The organism is Candidatus Accumulibacter sp. ACC005 (genome assembly GCF_907163215.1).
Lineage (GTDB): Bacteria > Pseudomonadota > Gammaproteobacteria > Burkholderiales > Rhodocyclaceae > Accumulibacter > Accumulibacter regalis.
On record NZ_CAJQUB010000018.1, the window covers coordinates 24,376 to 38,054 of the forward strand.

Annotated in this window: 14 protein-coding genes; 6 read left to right on the forward strand and 8 right to left on the reverse strand. The window is 64.9% G+C overall.

Annotated features, from left to right (window positions below; genetic code table 11):
* Window position 1 precedes the first annotated feature (1 nt).
* The 7 genes from QZ613_RS20395 to QZ613_RS20425 all read right to left on the reverse strand — a co-directional run bounded on the left by QZ613_RS20395 (window position 2) and on the right by QZ613_RS20425 (window position 6,384).
* A complete protein-coding gene (locus QZ613_RS20395; protein ID WP_291863764.1) occupies window positions 2–1,270 on the reverse strand; it encodes an EAL domain-containing protein in 1,269 nt (422 codons plus the stop codon).
* A gap of 95 nt (window positions 1,271–1,365) precedes the next feature.
* A complete protein-coding gene (locus QZ613_RS20400; protein WP_291983794.1) occupies window positions 1,366–2,769 on the reverse strand; it encodes a phosphomannomutase/phosphoglucomutase in 1,404 nt (467 codons plus the stop codon).
* Window positions 2,770–3,741, reverse strand: coding sequence for a hydrolase (locus QZ613_RS20405; protein ID WP_043564849.1), 972 nt, complete (start codon window positions 3,739–3,741; stop codon window positions 2,770–2,772).
* Window positions 3,738–4,184, reverse strand: a complete 447-nt coding sequence (locus QZ613_RS20410) for a nuclear transport factor 2 family protein (RefSeq protein WP_043564847.1) — start codon at window positions 4,182–4,184, stop codon at window positions 3,738–3,740. Before QZ613_RS20410 ends, QZ613_RS20405 begins: the two co-directional genes overlap by 4 nt.
* Window positions 4,181–5,197 (reverse strand): lipopolysaccharide heptosyltransferase II, encoded by a 1,017-nt coding sequence (waaF, locus tag QZ613_RS20415; protein ID WP_043564845.1) that lies wholly within the window; start codon window positions 5,195–5,197, stop codon window positions 4,181–4,183. The genes QZ613_RS20410 and waaF overlap by 4 nt, the downstream gene beginning before the upstream one ends.
* Before the next feature lie 46 nt (window positions 5,198–5,243).
* Complete coding sequence (locus tag QZ613_RS20420) at window positions 5,244–5,441, reverse strand: zinc-finger domain-containing protein (protein WP_043564843.1); 198 nt, start codon at window positions 5,439–5,441, stop codon at window positions 5,244–5,246.
* A 22-nt stretch (window positions 5,442–5,463) separates the two neighbouring features.
* Entirely contained in the window at window positions 5,464–6,384 is a 921-nt protein-coding gene (locus QZ613_RS20425) for a branched-chain amino acid transaminase (RefSeq protein WP_043564841.1), read from the reverse strand.
* Window positions 6,385–6,491: 107 nt separating this feature from the next.
* Here QZ613_RS20425 and QZ613_RS20430 point away from each other — a divergent pair, with 107 nt between their 5' ends.
* The 6 genes from QZ613_RS20430 (at window position 6,492) to QZ613_RS20455 (ending at window position 12,679) form a co-directional block, all read left to right on the forward strand.
* Window positions 6,492–6,938, forward strand: coding sequence for an NUDIX hydrolase (locus QZ613_RS20430; RefSeq protein ID WP_043564838.1), 447 nt, complete (start codon window positions 6,492–6,494; stop codon window positions 6,936–6,938).
* Entirely contained in the window at window positions 6,935–7,558 is a 624-nt protein-coding gene (locus QZ613_RS20435; RefSeq protein WP_043564836.1) for a hypothetical protein, read from the forward strand. The genes QZ613_RS20430 and QZ613_RS20435 overlap by 4 nt, the downstream gene beginning before the upstream one ends.
* 13 nt (window positions 7,559–7,571) lie before the next feature.
* On the forward strand, window positions 7,572–8,672 hold the full coding sequence (mnmA, locus tag QZ613_RS20440; protein ID WP_291863761.1) for a tRNA 2-thiouridine(34) synthase MnmA: 1,101 nt from the start codon (window positions 7,572–7,574) through the stop codon (window positions 8,670–8,672).
* A gap of 364 nt (window positions 8,673–9,036) precedes the next feature.
* Window positions 9,037–9,846, forward strand: a complete 810-nt coding sequence (locus tag QZ613_RS20445) for a PEP-CTERM sorting domain-containing protein (RefSeq protein WP_291863760.1) — start codon at window positions 9,037–9,039, stop codon at window positions 9,844–9,846.
* Window positions 9,847–9,932: 86 nt separating this feature from the next.
* A complete protein-coding gene (locus QZ613_RS20450; RefSeq protein ID WP_291864362.1) occupies window positions 9,933–10,808 on the forward strand; it encodes a class I SAM-dependent methyltransferase in 876 nt (291 codons plus the stop codon).
* Between the two features lie 191 nt (window positions 10,809–10,999).
* Window positions 11,000–12,679, forward strand: a complete 1,680-nt coding sequence (locus QZ613_RS20455; protein ID WP_291983796.1) for an IS1634 family transposase — start codon at window positions 11,000–11,002, stop codon at window positions 12,677–12,679.
* A 452-nt stretch (window positions 12,680–13,131) separates the two neighbouring features.
* On the opposite strand, the gene QZ613_RS20460 is transcribed toward QZ613_RS20455, so the two are convergent.
* A complete protein-coding gene (locus tag QZ613_RS20460; RefSeq protein WP_291864366.1) occupies window positions 13,132–13,509 on the reverse strand; it encodes a hypothetical protein in 378 nt (125 codons plus the stop codon).
* Window positions 13,510–13,679 lie beyond the last annotated feature (170 nt).

Below are 13,679 nucleotides of genomic sequence, written 5' to 3' on the forward strand. Positions count from 1 at the left end.
CTCAGTCCGGGCTGCTGTTCAACCAGCTCAGCGCGGCGCTCAGGCCGGTGTTGAGCGTCTGCCGGTCGTAGTTGCCGGGTAGCCGGGACAGCAGGCTGTCGCAGCAGGCGGCGTCGTCGTTGTCGAAGCACTCGAGCAGCGCGAGGAGCGTTCCCAGCAGACCTTCGTGCTGACGCAGCGCGTTGCCGACTTCGCGCTCGACGGCGATCTGTTCGAGGATTTCTTCAATCGGCAGGCCGAGCGCGGCCGGCATCATCGACAGGATGCCGGTGATGAACGCCAGGTCGGCCTGCTTGTGGTCTCCCGGCTTGCCGACGGCGACCAGCAATTCCATCATCCGCCCGCGCAGGGCGGCGACTTGCAGCAGCGGCGAACGGGCGGGGTCGAGCGAATCGTTGGCCTGGTTGCCGGGTGCCAGCAGCAGCAGCGATAGCCAGCGCTGCAACTGGCGCCTGCCGAGCAGGGTGATGGCGTGGCGCAGCGAGGTCACCGGTTGCGTCGAGCGGTTGCCGAGGCGCCCGACCGAGTTGACGATGCGCAGCAGGTTGAGCGTCAGTGCCGGCTCGTGTTTGAAGGCGTCTTCGATCACCGCCGTGTCGACGTCGCGGCCGACCAGGTTGCACAGGCGAATCAAGGTCGCGTGCGCGGCCGAGAGGCGGCGGCCGCTGACGATTTCGGCCTGGGCAAAGTAGCGGCCCTGGAAGAGGGCGAAGCCGAGGTTTCGACAAGCTTCCATCTGCGCGTGGTTGTCGACCCCCTGCGCCAGAAGCTTGAGTGGCAGTTGCCGCAGCGAGCCCGCCAGCTCTTCCAGGCGGGCCTGGCCAGCACGACGCAGGTCGATCTTGACCACCGAAACGAGCGGCAGCAGCGGCCGGCTGCGGTCGTCGATGCCCTGGTAGTTGGTCAAGGCCAGGGAATAGCCGCGCTGGAGAAGTACATGACAGCGCGTCAGCGTGGCTTTCTCGGGAACGCCGTCGACGAGCAGTTCGAGCACCACACCTGGCGGTGGCAGCAGCTCGATCGCCTCCTGTTGCAGGAAGTCGGCGTCGACGCCGATGTAGGCGCAGGTATTGCCCAGGGCGCCGTGCATGCCGAGTTCGGAATAGGCCGCACACAGGGGTGCGCCGGCGCCGCGCGAGGCCGAGACAGCGTCATCGTCGTCGATTCCTTCGCTGCCGTGGAACGACAGCTGGTAGCCGGCGAGCTCCTGCCGGCGGTTCAGGATTGGCTGGCGGAAGAGGAATGCGTTCTGCAGGAATTGATCACTCATCGGGCCTGCTCATCTGTGCGGTGCATTCCGGTGTCTCGCTGATCTCGTGCGGCCATCTTAGCATTCCATTTCGGCGAAGCGCTCGTGCGGGGCGCTCAGAAGGGCAGTTCCAGTCCCGGGCGCGCGGCGTGGATGACGCGGCGGAAATCAGCCTGGATGCGTTCGAGTGCCGCCGGGTTGTCGGCCTCGAAGCGCAGGACGACCACCGGCGTGGTATTCGACGGGCGGGCGAGGCCGAAGCCGTCGGCGTACTCGACGCGCAGGCCGTCGATGGTGATGATTTCGCGGGCGCCGTCGAAGCGGGCGTTGCGGCGCAGCTCGTCGATCAGCGCCAGGGGTTCGCCCTCGTGCATGGCGATGTTCAGTTCGGGCGTCGAACTGCTGTCCGGCAGGCCCGTGAGCAGGGCGTTGGCGGCGTCGGCGTCGCTGCTGCGCGAGAGGATCTCGAGCAGCCGGGCTCCGGCGTAGAGGCCGTCGTCGAAACCGAACCAGCGCTCCTTGAAGAACACGTGCCCGCTCATTTCGCCGGCCAGTGGCGCACCGGTTTCCTTCAGTTTGGCCTTGACCAGCGCGTGGCCGGTCTTCCACATCAGCGGTTCGCCCCCATGCTCGCGAATCCACGGCGCCAGCTGGCGGGTGCACTTGACGTCGTAGATGATCGGCTGGCCCGGACAGCGACTGAGGACGTCGGCGGCAAAGAGCATCAGCTGACGATCCGGGTAGATGATCTGGCCGTCCTTGGTGACCACGCCGAGGCGGTCGCCGTCGCCGTCGAAGGCGAGTCCGAGTTCGGCGTCGGTGTCGCGCAGGGCGCGGATCACGTCCTGCAGGTTTTCGGGCTTCGACGGGTCGGGATGGTGATTGGGAAAGTTGCCGTCGACGTCGCAGAACAGTTCGACCAGCTGACAACCGAGCGCGCGGAAGAGCTGCCCGGCAATCACGCCGGCAACGCCGTTGCCGCAGTCGACGACGATTTTCATCGCTCGCGCCAGGCGGACGTCGGCGACGATGCGCGCCAGGTAGGCGGGCAGGACGTCGGCACTGCTCGCCGTCCCCGCACCCTCGCGCAGCTCGCCGGCGTCGACGCGCCGGCGGATGCTCTGGATCGTTTCGCCGGCCAGCGTTTCGCCGCCGACGACCATCTTCAGCCCGTTGTAGTCAGGCGGGTTGTGGCTGCCGGTGACCGCCACGCAACTGCCGCAGCCCAGCTCGTGGGCGGCGAAGTAGGCCACCGGCGTCGGTACGCAACCGACGTCGATGGTGTCGACGCCGGCCAGGCGGATGCCTTCCATCAGTGCCGCCGCCAGCTCCGGCCCCGAAAGGCGTCCGTCGCGGCCGACGGCAATCGCTTGTTGACCCCGCTCGGCGGCCAGAGAGCCAAGGCCATGGCCAATGCGGCGGACGATGTCGCTGGTCAGCGTCTTGCCGACGATGCCGCGAATGTCGTAGGCCTTGAAGATTTCGCTGGGCAGGGCGGTGGCGTTGGCGGTGGCGTTCATTCAAACCTCGTTCTGAAAATAGTGGAGAAGGCGCTGCGGCAGCCAGTCAAGGTGCCCGGGTGGCTGGCCGGCAACGAAGCCGACGTGGCCGCCCTGCGCCGGGAACTCGCGCCGCACACTGGCGGCTACCTGGCTGGCGGTGGGCAGCGCCGGCTCGGGCAGGAAGGGATCGTTGCGCGCGTTGAGGAGCAGGGTCGGCAGGCGGATGCCGGGCAGCCAGGGCTTGCTCGAGGCGCGTCGCCAGTAGTCGTCGGCGCTGGCAAAGCCATGCAAAGGCGCCGTGACCTGTTCGTCGAAGTCGTGCAGATTGCGCGCTGCGCGCATCCGTCGCTCATCGAAGATTCCCGGGTGGCGGCGCAGCTTGGCGGCCGCCTTGCCCTTGAGCGTGTGCAGGAAGTGCCGGGTATAGACGCGGTTGAAACCACAGGCCAGATGGTGCCCGGAGACGCTGAGGTCGAGCGGGGCGCTGACTGCTGCTGCGGCGTGCAGGCAGTCGGCGGCTTCGGTTTCCCGTTCGCCAAGCCACTTGAGCAGCGCATTGCCGCCCAGAGAGACGCCGACTGCGTAGCGCAGGCGGTCGGAATGGAGCTGCTGCAGGCGGCGCAGAATCCAGTCGATCTCGTCGCTGTCGCCCGAATGGTAGGCGCGTGGCAGGCGATTGAGCTCGCCCGAGCAACCGCGGAAATGCACCACGACGCCGGTCCAGCCGATGGCCGCGGTGGCGCGCATCAGCGCGCTCGCGTAATGGCTGGCCGAGCTCCCTTCGAGGCCGTGAAAAAGCGTCAGCAGCGGTGCGGAAGCCGCCGTCGTCACGCCCGGCTGCGGGTCGCTCCAGTCAAGGTCGATGAAATCGTCGTCGGGTGTTGGCCAGCGTTCGCGGCGATAGCGCGGGGGAGCCGGCTTGATGAGCAGCGGGTAGATCGTCTGGGCGTGGCTACCGGGCAGCCACGACGGCGCACGGTAGCCGGTCAATGCAGAATCCGGGGCGGGCTTTCCTCGCGCTCGCCGGCACGCTTGTCGGCCAGGTCGCGATCGGCCGCGGTCGATGAATGATGGGCCAGCAGGCGCCAGCCGCTGGTTCCGCGCTGGAAGACGTTGGTGGCGAGCATCGGGCCGTGCGGTTTTTGCTCGTCGCCGATGTACAGCGTCTCGACGACGTTGTGCACCGCCAGGAGCATGCTGTTCCAGCGCAGAACGCGCGACAGGCGTACCTTGAGGCGCGGGTTATTGGCGAAAATACTCCGCCAGCTGTCACGGATCGCTGCCGTGCCGCTCAGCCGCTGGCCGGTCGGGTGGATGCAGACGATGTCTTCGTCGTCGGCCCAGACGCTCATCAGGGCGACCAGGTCGGCACGCGCGATGGCCTCGTAGAACGCAGCCTCGACGTCAGCGGGGCTGGCGAAGGTGGCGATCATTCGGCACTCCTCGCCAGGCAGGCGTCGAGCACGCGCTGCGGTTCGAGCTTGTTCAGGCAGTCGAGGTGGCCGAGCGGACATTCCCGCTTGAAGCAGGGGCTGCATTCGAGGCGCAGGCTGATGACCTGCGCCCGCTCCGACAGTGGCGGCGTGAAGCCTGGCGACGACGAGCCGTAGACGGCGACCAGCGGCCGGCCGAGTGCGGCGGCGACGTGCATCAGGCCGGAGTCGTTGCAGACGACGAAAGACGCTGCGGCCAGCAGGTCGATGGCCTGGCTCAGCGAGGTGCTGCCGCAGAGATTGCGTGGCGCGCTGGTCGTTTGCGCCAGCTCGGCGATCTGTTCGGCAATCGGCCGGTCTTTCGCCGAGCCGAGCAGCCAGACGGCGTAGCCCCGCGCGGCCAGCGCGTCGGTCAGCGCGGCGAAATGGCGCGCCGGCCAGCGCTTGGCCGGGCCGTACTCGGCGCCGGGGCAGAAGACCGCCAGTTTTTCAGGGAGGTCGAGGGAAAGTTCGGCGAGGGTTGCCGCGCGTTGCTCGTTGCTCGAAGTCAGTCGTGGCGACGGCAGCGGTCGCGGCAGCGGCGCGCCGGGGGCCTCGGCAAGCTGGGCGAAGCGCTCGGCCATCTGCGGCAGCACGGTCTTGTCGAGCGCATGGCGCTGGTTGATCAGGCCGTAGCGCTTCTCGCCGACGAAGCCGATGCGTTCGGGAATGCCGGCAAAAAACGGCACCAGCGCCGATTTGAGCGAGTTGGGCAGGACGTAGGCACGCTGATAGCCGGCTGCAGCGAGCCGGCGGGCGAGGCGGTGACGTGTTTTCAGCGACAGCTCGCCGTGGACAAAGGGGCTGTCGACGACCTGTGCGATTTCCGGCATACGTTCGAGGACCGGCGCCACCCAGCGCGGCGCCAGTGCGTCGAGCTGCAGGCCGGGCGTGCGTTCGTGCAGGCGCCGGAACAGCGGCTGCGCGAGAACCGTGTCGCCGATCCACGATGGGGCGACCATCAGCGCTTTCATGAGAACCTGTTCAGCCGGCTACCCCGCAGCGGACAGCCGCCGACGATCAGTGATGCCCTTTCGGCAATCCGCCGGTCAGCACGTAGTGCGCACTGCAGTACGGGCAGACGGCCTCCCCGGTGTGGGTGATCTCGAGAAATACGCGCGGATGCCGCGCCCACAGCGGTGCGTCGCTGGTGGGGCAATGCAGGGGCAGATCCTTGGCGCTGATCTCGATGGGCTTCTGCGGGGTGTTCTGGGGCATGGTGGAAACCTTGCAAACTGGGTTAGACGTAGGCGAGCCAGTCTGCATGCGCCGGAACCCGGCCATTCACGCAGTCGAAGTACAGGCTCTGGATGCGGGTGGTGATCGGTCCGCGGTGGCCGGCACCGATCTGGCGATTGTCGAGTTCGCGAATGGGCGTCACTTCGGCGGCGGTGCCGGTGAAGAAGGCTTCGTCGGCGCAATACACTTCGTCGCGGGTGATCCGCTTTTCGATCACCGGAATGCCGAGTTCGTCAGCCAGCTCGAGCACCGAGGCGCGGGTGATGCCCTCGAGGCAGGAGGTCAGATCCGGTGTGTACAGCTTGCCGTGCTTGACGATGAAGACGTTTTCGCCGGCGCCTTCGGCGACGTAGCCATCGACGTCGAGCAGCAGCGCCTCGTCGTAGCCGTCGTGCGCCACTTCCTGATGGGCGAGGATCGAGTTGGTATAGGTCCCGACCGACTTCGAGCGGCACATGTTGATATTCACGTGGTGACGGGTGAATGACGAGGTCTTGACGCGAATGCCCTTTTCCATGCCCTCGACGCCGAGGTAGGCACCCCACGGCCAGGCGGCGATGGCCACGTGCGTGCTGACTGCCGTGGCGGCAATGCCCATGGCTTCGGAACCGTAGAAGACGATCGGCCGGATGTAGCACGATTCGAGCTTGTTGGCGCGCACCACTTCCTTCTGTGCTTCGAGCAGCGTTTCCTTGTCGTAAGGCATTTTCATCTGGAAGATGTAGGCCGAATTGAACAGCCGGTCGGTATGCTCCTCGAGACGGAAAATGGCGGTGCCCTTTTCGCCCTTGTAGGCGCGAATCCCTTCGAAGACGCCCATCCCGTAGTGCAGGGTGTGCGTCAGCACGTGCGTCGTTGCCTGGCGCCACGGCACCAGCTTGCCGTCGTGCCAGATGAATCCGTCGCGATCCGCCATGGACATGTCTTGTTCTCCCTTTTGCTGGAAATCCTGAAGCGGAAAGTTTAGCCGATTTCGCCCCCCGGTTGGCGGTAAAATGGCGAGTTCCCGCTACCCGCAAGGCTTGTCGAATGGTCTGGAAACCCAACGTCACCGTCGCCTCTGTGCTCGAACGAGATGGCCGCTTTCTGCTTGTCGAGGAGGAGACCGAATACGGTGTCTGCTACAACCAGCCGGCAGGCCACCTCGAGTGTCGCGAGTCACTGATCGATGCGGTGGTCCGCGAGACGCTCGAGGAGACGGCCTGTACGCTGAATCCGCAATACCTGGTCGGCGTCTACAACTGCCGCAACGAAGCCCTCGACCTGACCTACCTGCGCTTTGCCTTTGGCGGCGAGATCGTCGCTCACGATCCCGGCCGGCAGCTCGACACCGGCATTCTGGCTGCGCACTGGCTGAACCTGGCCGAGATTCGCGCCCTGCAGGCGCAGCATCGCAGCCCCCTGGTGCTGCGCTGCATCGAGGACTGGCTGGCGGGCAGGCGCTATCCGCTGGATCTGCTGACCCACTGTCAATGAAGTGGCTGCTGGCGCTGGCGCTCCTGGCTGCGGCGGCACCGCTGAGCGCTGGCGAGGCGATCAGCGTCTGTTACAACTACGGTTGTCTGAGCCAATCCGACGTGCACTACGCCGACGAGCAGCTGGCGCAGATTCAGGCCCTGCTCGGCACGGCAGAGAGTGCCGCCGACGAGCGTGCGAAGCTGTCGCTGGCGATGGGCTGGCTGCTCGGCTGGGCCGGCCAGCAGACGCCGATTGCCGCCGACCGTGGCGGTAACACCGCCGACAATGGTGTCTATGGGAGGATGGATTGCATCGATCACTCGACCACCGGCACGCGCCTGCTGCGCTTGCTCGAGGCTCGCGGCTGGCTACGCTTTCATCGCGTTCTCGATCCGGTGTGGCGCGTGCTCTACCTGTTCCAGGTGCACCATGCGGCGCAGATAGAGGAGGTCGCGGCAACGGTCGGGAGCGAGTCGGGGACGAACGCCGCCCAGGCGGCAAGCGCCGGGGGCGGGGGCGGGGCAGCCGAGCCGGCGCGCTACGTCGTCGACAGCTGGTTTCGCGACAACGGTCAGCCGGCGCTGGTGATCGATTTGCAGAGCTGGCTGGATGGCCGGGAAGAGAACCTTGAACCTTAGCAAAGGCGGGAACATGAAGGTGGCAAAGACGGTGGTCGTCGGCTTGTCCGGGGGCGTCGATTCGGCAGTGGCGGCCATGCTGCTCAAGGAGCAGGGCTGGCACGTTCTCGGCCTGTTCATGAAGAACTGGGAGGACGACGACAGTGACGAGTATTGCTCGTCGCGACAGGATCTGGTCGATGTGATGAGCCTTGCCGACGTGATCGGCATCGACGTCGAGGTGGTGAACTTCGCTGCCGAATACAAGGAACGCGTTTTCGCCCACTTTCTCAAGGAATACCAACTCGGTCGCACGCCGAATCCGGACGTGCTGTGCAACTCGGAGATCAAGTTCAGCGCCTTTCTCGAACACGCGCTGAGCATTGGCGCCGATTGCATCGCCACGGGCCACTACGCCGGCGTGCGCGAGTTTGCCGGGACGTTCCAGTTGCTCAAGGCCGAGGACGGGACCAAGGACCAGAGCTATTTCCTGCACCGCCTGAATCAGCAGCAATTGGCGAAGACGCTGTTCCCGCTGGCCGGCCTGTACAAGCGCGAGGTGCGCAAGATTGCTGAAGCAGCCGGGCTGCACGTCGCGCTGAAGAAGGATTCGACGGGTATCTGCTTCATCGGCGAACGCCCGTTCAAGGACTTCCTGATGCGCTACCTGCCCAGGCAGAAGGGCGAGATTCGCAGCCTCGACGACGATCGCCTGCTCGGCGAGCACGACGGCGTCGCCTATCACACCATCGGCCAGCGCAAGGGTCTGCACATCGGCGGGGTCAAAGGCGGCAGGAGTGGTGACGGCGGCGACCACGACGCCTGGTTCGTGGCCCGCAAGGACATCGCCAGCAACACTCTATACGTCGTCCAGGGGCACGCACATCCGGCGTTGCTGACCGACGAGCTGCGTGCCGAGGACCTCTCCTGGGTGGCCGGCAGGGCGGCGCACACGCACTGGGTGTACACGGCCAGGACGCGTTACCGCCAGGCCGACGCCGCTTGCGAAATCGAGCGCATCGATGCCGACGCGTGCCTGATCCGCTTCGCCGAGCCGCAATGGGCGGTGACGCCGGGCCAGTCGGTCGTGATCTACGAAAGCCGCGTCTGCCTCGGCGGCGGCGTTATCGCCTGATCGCGGTGGTGTTTGCCCGCGGCGCCCCTCATGTGGCGCCACGGCTGTCGCGCCGGCTTCAGACCCACGCGTCGGCGCCTGCTGATCGCAGGCGGTCGCCGATGTTCGCCCCGGACTCGTCTGCCGCCCGATCTGATCGATGTTGGCCGGTGCGAAATGTCACGTTGACGGGCGGCAAACTGTCGGAAAATTTTACAGTGGTATGCATTCTTGGCTGTTGAAGTGCGCTAAGTCTTTGATTGTGCGATGTGAAATGTTTCTGGCACGGTACGTGCTTATAGTTGGTCGGGTCCCATGAAAGTTACAGCCCGCCAGGTTTGCCGAGTTCAATGGACTAACTAATACCCTCAAGGAGAAAATTGTGATGAAAAAAAGAATGCTGGCTTCGGCCATCTGCGGCCTGGGCCTTATGGCTTCGGGTGCTGCTTCCGCCACTGTCATCGGGGGTGTCGATTTCGGCCCCTTCGGCTTCCACATCGATACCACCACGCTGGCCGAGACCTTTGTCGGCGCTAACGGCGACATCGCCCGGGGTTACGGCGTCGTCAATACCATCAACGGCAACAACGCCTACGCCGGTACCGACAAGCTGTTCTTCATCTTCGACAACTATGTCGCGAAGGATTACACCCCGACCACGGTCAACTTCTCGGGTGGCGTGATCAAGATCTACAAGCGCGCAGACTTCAACCTGCTCCTGCAGGGCTCGGAAGGCGTCGGCGGCAACCTCGACCTGATCGACGACGGTATCCTGTGGGCGACGATGACCGGCCATGCGCAGCAGGGAACGGTCAATACCCTGTCGGCAAGCGGTCAATTCACCGGTGCGTCGCTGAGCTTCACGGGTGCGGGCCTGCTGGATATCGACCAGACCCCGGGTACCGGCCTGCTCGACGTGCAAACGCGCCTCAACGGCAACGACATCCCGGACGGCGTTGCTCCTGGTTTCGGCTTCGCGGACGTTGCCCTGACCACCTCGGCCAACAACTTCGTGCTGAACCCGTTCGACAATACGACTGGCTGCCGCACCGGCGGAGCAGTTGCTGGTCAGTGGTGTCTTGCTGGCTCGGCCGACCTGCGCGGTACCATCATTCCTGAGCCGGGCGTTCTGGCTCTGCTCGGTATCGGCCTGCTGGGCGTGGTTACCTCGCGCCGCAAGAGCAAAGCCGCCTAATCGGGCTTTGCGGGGGGCGAATAGCCTCCTCGTTTCGGGAGCCCCGCTTGCTTGGCAAGCGGGGCTTTTTCGTATATAAACGGGCGATGCCGAACCCCGCCCTGATCCCGACCTTCCTGCGCGAACTGCTGGTCAGCCGCAGCCTGCCACGCGAGCCCGAGCCCGACCTGGTCATGGACGACCCGCAACAGGTTGCCGCCTACGCGGAAGCCGGGCGCATCGACGGCATCATGGCCTCGTCGTACCTGTTCCATTCGGCGCGTATCAGCCAGGTCGTCCAGGGGTGCAAAACGGTGCTCGACCTCGGTTGCGGTCCGGCGACACAGCTTGCCCAGGTCGCCCAGTTCAATCCCGAAATCGCCTTCACCGGCCTCGACCTCTCGCCGGCAATGCTCGCCGACGCGCAGCGCCATGTGCAGGAGCTGGCCCTGAGCAACGTGGATTTCCGTCAGGGCGACATCACCCGCCTGGACAGCTTCGCCGATCACAGTTTCGATGCGGTGATCAGTACCATGGCGCTGCATCACCTCCCGACCCTGCAACACCTCGACGACTGCCTGGCCGAGGTGGCTCGCGTGTTGCGTCCGGGTGGCGCCCTGTACCTCACCGATTTCAGTCGTCTGAAGTCGCTCAAGTCGGTCATTTTCTTCGCTTACATGAATGCCGACCATCAACCGCACATTTTTTCGCTGGATTACGAGCGCTCCTTGCGCGCGGCGTTCCTCAAGGAAGAGTTCGAAAGTCTGGTCAGCCGCCATTTTCCTGCCGAGGTCAGCGTTCAATCGACCTTCAAGGTGCCCTTCCTGGTGATCATCAAGACCGCGGATCACCCTCTGCCAGAGGCGCTTCGCCAGCGGATCGCGGCGATGTACAAGGCACTGCAGCCGCGCTACCGTCGTGACCTCAACGACATCCGCAATTTCTTCGCCCTCGGCGGCCTGCGCAACGATCCCTTCTCGTAGTCGCGAAGCAAAGTGGAGTGGCGTGGGAGTGTGGCTCCCGAGTTCGACACTTTCCGCGTGCCAAGCGCATAAATGACGCCCCAAGGCTTGCAAAAACAATGCGTTAGTGTTTTGCGGGAAATGGCCATGTAGTGACACGTTATTTCCTTTAGGCTATTGCCTATAGGTTTTGTGGCCGCTACAGTAGCGACATGTTCGTAAAGATCACCACTTCGGGGCCGAGGCGCTACGTGAAGCTCGTCGAGGCCTACCGCGACACCGGCGGCGTCTCCCGCCAGCGAGTCATCGCCACCCTCGGGCGGATCGAAGCCGTGCGCGCCGGCGAAGCCGACTCGCTGGTCAATGGCCTGTTGCGCGCAGCAGGCAAGCCGTCCCTTGACGAGGGCACCGGTGACGTATCCTTCGCGCCGGCGTTGTCGGTCGGCGACACCTGGCTGCTCACCGCCCTGTGGCAAGAACTGGGCTTCGCCGATGCCTTCCGCCGGGTATTGCGCAACCGCCGCCAGTTCGACGCCGAGCGCCTGTTGCGGGTGATGGTCTTCAACCGTCTGTGCGATCCCGAATCGAAGCTGGGCATCCTGCGCTGGCTGGAAGGCACCCGCGTTCCCGAAGTGGCCACCGAGTCGGTCACCCATCAGCATCTGTTGCGTACCATGGATACGCTGGCGGACGGCGCCGAGACGGTGGATAAGGTCCTGGCCGGTCTTCTGCGCCCCTTGATCGACCAGGAGTTGTCGATCGTCTTCTACGACCTGACGACGATCCGTACCGAAGGCGGCACCGATCGCCCTGACGAGGTCCGGCGCTTTGGCCTGTCGAAGGATGGCGGGATCGTCCGGCAGGTCATGCTGGGGGTGGTACAGACCGCCGAAGGCCTGCCGATTCATCACGAGGTCTTTGCCGGCAACAGCGGCGAGACGACGACGCTGGTGCCGACGATCGACAAGGTCCTGGCGCGCTATCCGATCAAGCGGGTGGTGCTGGTTGCCGATCGGGGCTTGCTGAGTCTGGATAATCTGGAAGCCATCCGCGCGATTCGGGTGGGCGGTCAGCCACTGGAATTCATTCTGGCCGTCCCGGCCCGCCGCTACGCGGACTTCGATACCTTGCTGGCCGAATTCCATGAGCAGCGTTGCCTGTCGGCGACCGAAGAGGTCGTCGGGGAAGTGGAATGGCAAGGCTTTCGTCTGATCGTGGTGCACCGCCCCGACATCGCCAGCGAGCAGGGTCAGGCGCGGGATGAGCGCATTGAGGCGCTGGAGGCCGACGCGGCAAGGTGGGCGGGCAAGCTCGATGGTCAGGATTCCGGGCAGACACACCGTGGCCGGAAGTTGTCGGACGCCGGCACGACGGCGCGCTTCTACCGTGCTGTCACAGAGGCCCACCTGGCGAACATCGTCAAGGTCAATCTGGCGGCGGAGGTATTCACCTACGAGATCGACGAGCGGGCCTTGAGTCGTGCGCGCATGATGGACGGCAAGCTGATCCTGGTCTCGAACATGCCGGATCACACGCCTGCCGAAATCGTGGCGCGCTACAAGGCACTGGCCGACATCGAGCGAGGTTTCCGTGTCCTGAAGTCGGAGATCGAAATCGCGCCGGTCTTCCATCGCTTGCCGAACCGGATTCGGGCGCATGCCTTGATCTGTTTCCTGGCTCTGGTGCTCTATCGGGTGCTTCGCATGCGCCTGAAGGCCAGGGATAGCCAGCTCTCACCGGAACGTGCGCTGGAGATCGCGCGCCGCATCCAGTTTCACCAGATCACCTTGCATCAACGTCAGTCGGCGTCCGGCCTGTCGGCCATGACGCCACAACAGAAGGAGCTGTTCGAGACCGTCGCCCTGCCAGAACCGTCCGCCAAGCGTTTGTAGTGCCAATTTCACTTGCGTGAATTGCGCATATTCAATGGTTTACGGGATTTACTGTCGAACTCGGGGTGGCTGGCTGTGGCGGCCGGCGGCCTCAGGGCGCCGCCCCATCCGCCCGCACGTCATTGCGAGGAGGCGCAGCCGACGCGGCAATCCAGAGGTCTTGTTTTTCGCCTGGCCGACGGAGCGCACCCGTCGCCAGAGAATGGAGCTGGATTGCCGCGTCGGCTGCGCCTCCTCGCAATGACGACGGTGGCTGGCGAGTGCCTGTCCGGATTCGGCGACGCGGGCAGCGGCGTGGAGCAGGTGAAATCCCGCCAGCGCACGGGTTTCAGGCGGCGGTCATGGTCGCCGAAAGTCTTGTCAAGAACGCCGCTCTCCACGACCCCGACAATCCTGCAAGGCCACCACGAACCCGCTGTGCGCAGCGGGCCGTGGCGCTGCGCTCGTGCGCCTCAGACGACCAGTTCGCCCGGTTCGATACGTCCCATGCCGATATAGACGTGGGCAGCCTGATTGAACAGGCTGTCGAGATCCGGCCATCTCGTCTCCGGAACGGCGCCGGTGATCCAGCCGTTCGGCGCCTGCAGGAAGAAACCGGTATAGCAGTCGTTCGCCTTGTCGCCGCCATCGTCCATGTTGCACAGCGCCAGCGGGCCGATGGCCGTGATCGGCACAGGGTAGCCGTCGTCGGCGCGGACGCCGAAACCGATCACGTTGAAGCGCTCGGTGATGCTCCAGGTCTTGATGTCGTCCTTCGCCGAGGTGTCGATGGAAATCACTATCCAGCCAGCCTCCGCCGGCACTATCGCCTCAAACTGTCTTTTGGCCATCTTTCTATCCTTGAAGTTGTGAGCAGACTTGCGCAGCACCATTGCCGGCACAGGCGGAAACGTATCACGTTCGCGCGTTCACAAGAAGCGTGGCCGGGCAGCGTTTCCTTGCCGTCCGGCGGTCCGGTTGGGCGGTAGAAGCGACGCCAGCAGGCGCCGCGGGCCGGTAC

Bases quoted from the DNA above. Each gene is read 5' to 3' on its own strand.
- QZ613_RS20395 (WP_291863764.1), bottom strand. From the start codon at position 1,270: ATGAGTGATCAATTCCTGCAGAACGCATTCCTCTTCCGCCAGCCAATC.
- QZ613_RS20400 (WP_291983794.1), bottom strand. From the start codon at position 2,769: ATGAACGCCACCGCCAACGCCACCGCCCTGCCCAGCGAAATCTTCAAG.
- QZ613_RS20410 (WP_043564847.1), bottom strand. From the start codon at position 4,184: ATGATCGCCACCTTCGCCAGCCCCGCTGACGTCGAGGCTGCGTTCTAC.
- waaF (WP_043564845.1), bottom strand. From the start codon at position 5,197: ATGAAAGCGCTGATGGTCGCCCCATCGTGGATCGGCGACACGGTTCTC.
- QZ613_RS20420 (WP_043564843.1), bottom strand. From the start codon at position 5,441: ATGCCCCAGAACACCCCGCAGAAGCCCATCGAGATCAGCGCCAAGGAT.
- QZ613_RS20425 (WP_043564841.1), bottom strand. From the start codon at position 6,384: ATGTCCATGGCGGATCGCGACGGATTCATCTGGCACGACGGCAAGCTG.
- QZ613_RS20430 (WP_043564838.1), top strand. From the start codon at position 6,492: ATGGTCTGGAAACCCAACGTCACCGTCGCCTCTGTGCTCGAACGAGAT.
- QZ613_RS20435 (WP_043564836.1), top strand. From the start codon at position 6,935: ATGAAGTGGCTGCTGGCGCTGGCGCTCCTGGCTGCGGCGGCACCGCTG.
- mnmA (WP_291863761.1), top strand. From the start codon at position 7,572: ATGAAGGTGGCAAAGACGGTGGTCGTCGGCTTGTCCGGGGGCGTCGAT.
- QZ613_RS20445 (WP_291863760.1), top strand. From the start codon at position 9,037: ATGAAAAAAAGAATGCTGGCTTCGGCCATCTGCGGCCTGGGCCTTATG.
- QZ613_RS20450 (WP_291864362.1), top strand. From the start codon at position 9,933: ATGCCGAACCCCGCCCTGATCCCGACCTTCCTGCGCGAACTGCTGGTC.
- QZ613_RS20455 (WP_291983796.1), top strand. From the start codon at position 11,000: ATGTTCGTAAAGATCACCACTTCGGGGCCGAGGCGCTACGTGAAGCTC.
- QZ613_RS20460 (WP_291864366.1), bottom strand. From the start codon at position 13,509: ATGGCCAAAAGACAGTTTGAGGCGATAGTGCCGGCGGAGGCTGGCTGG.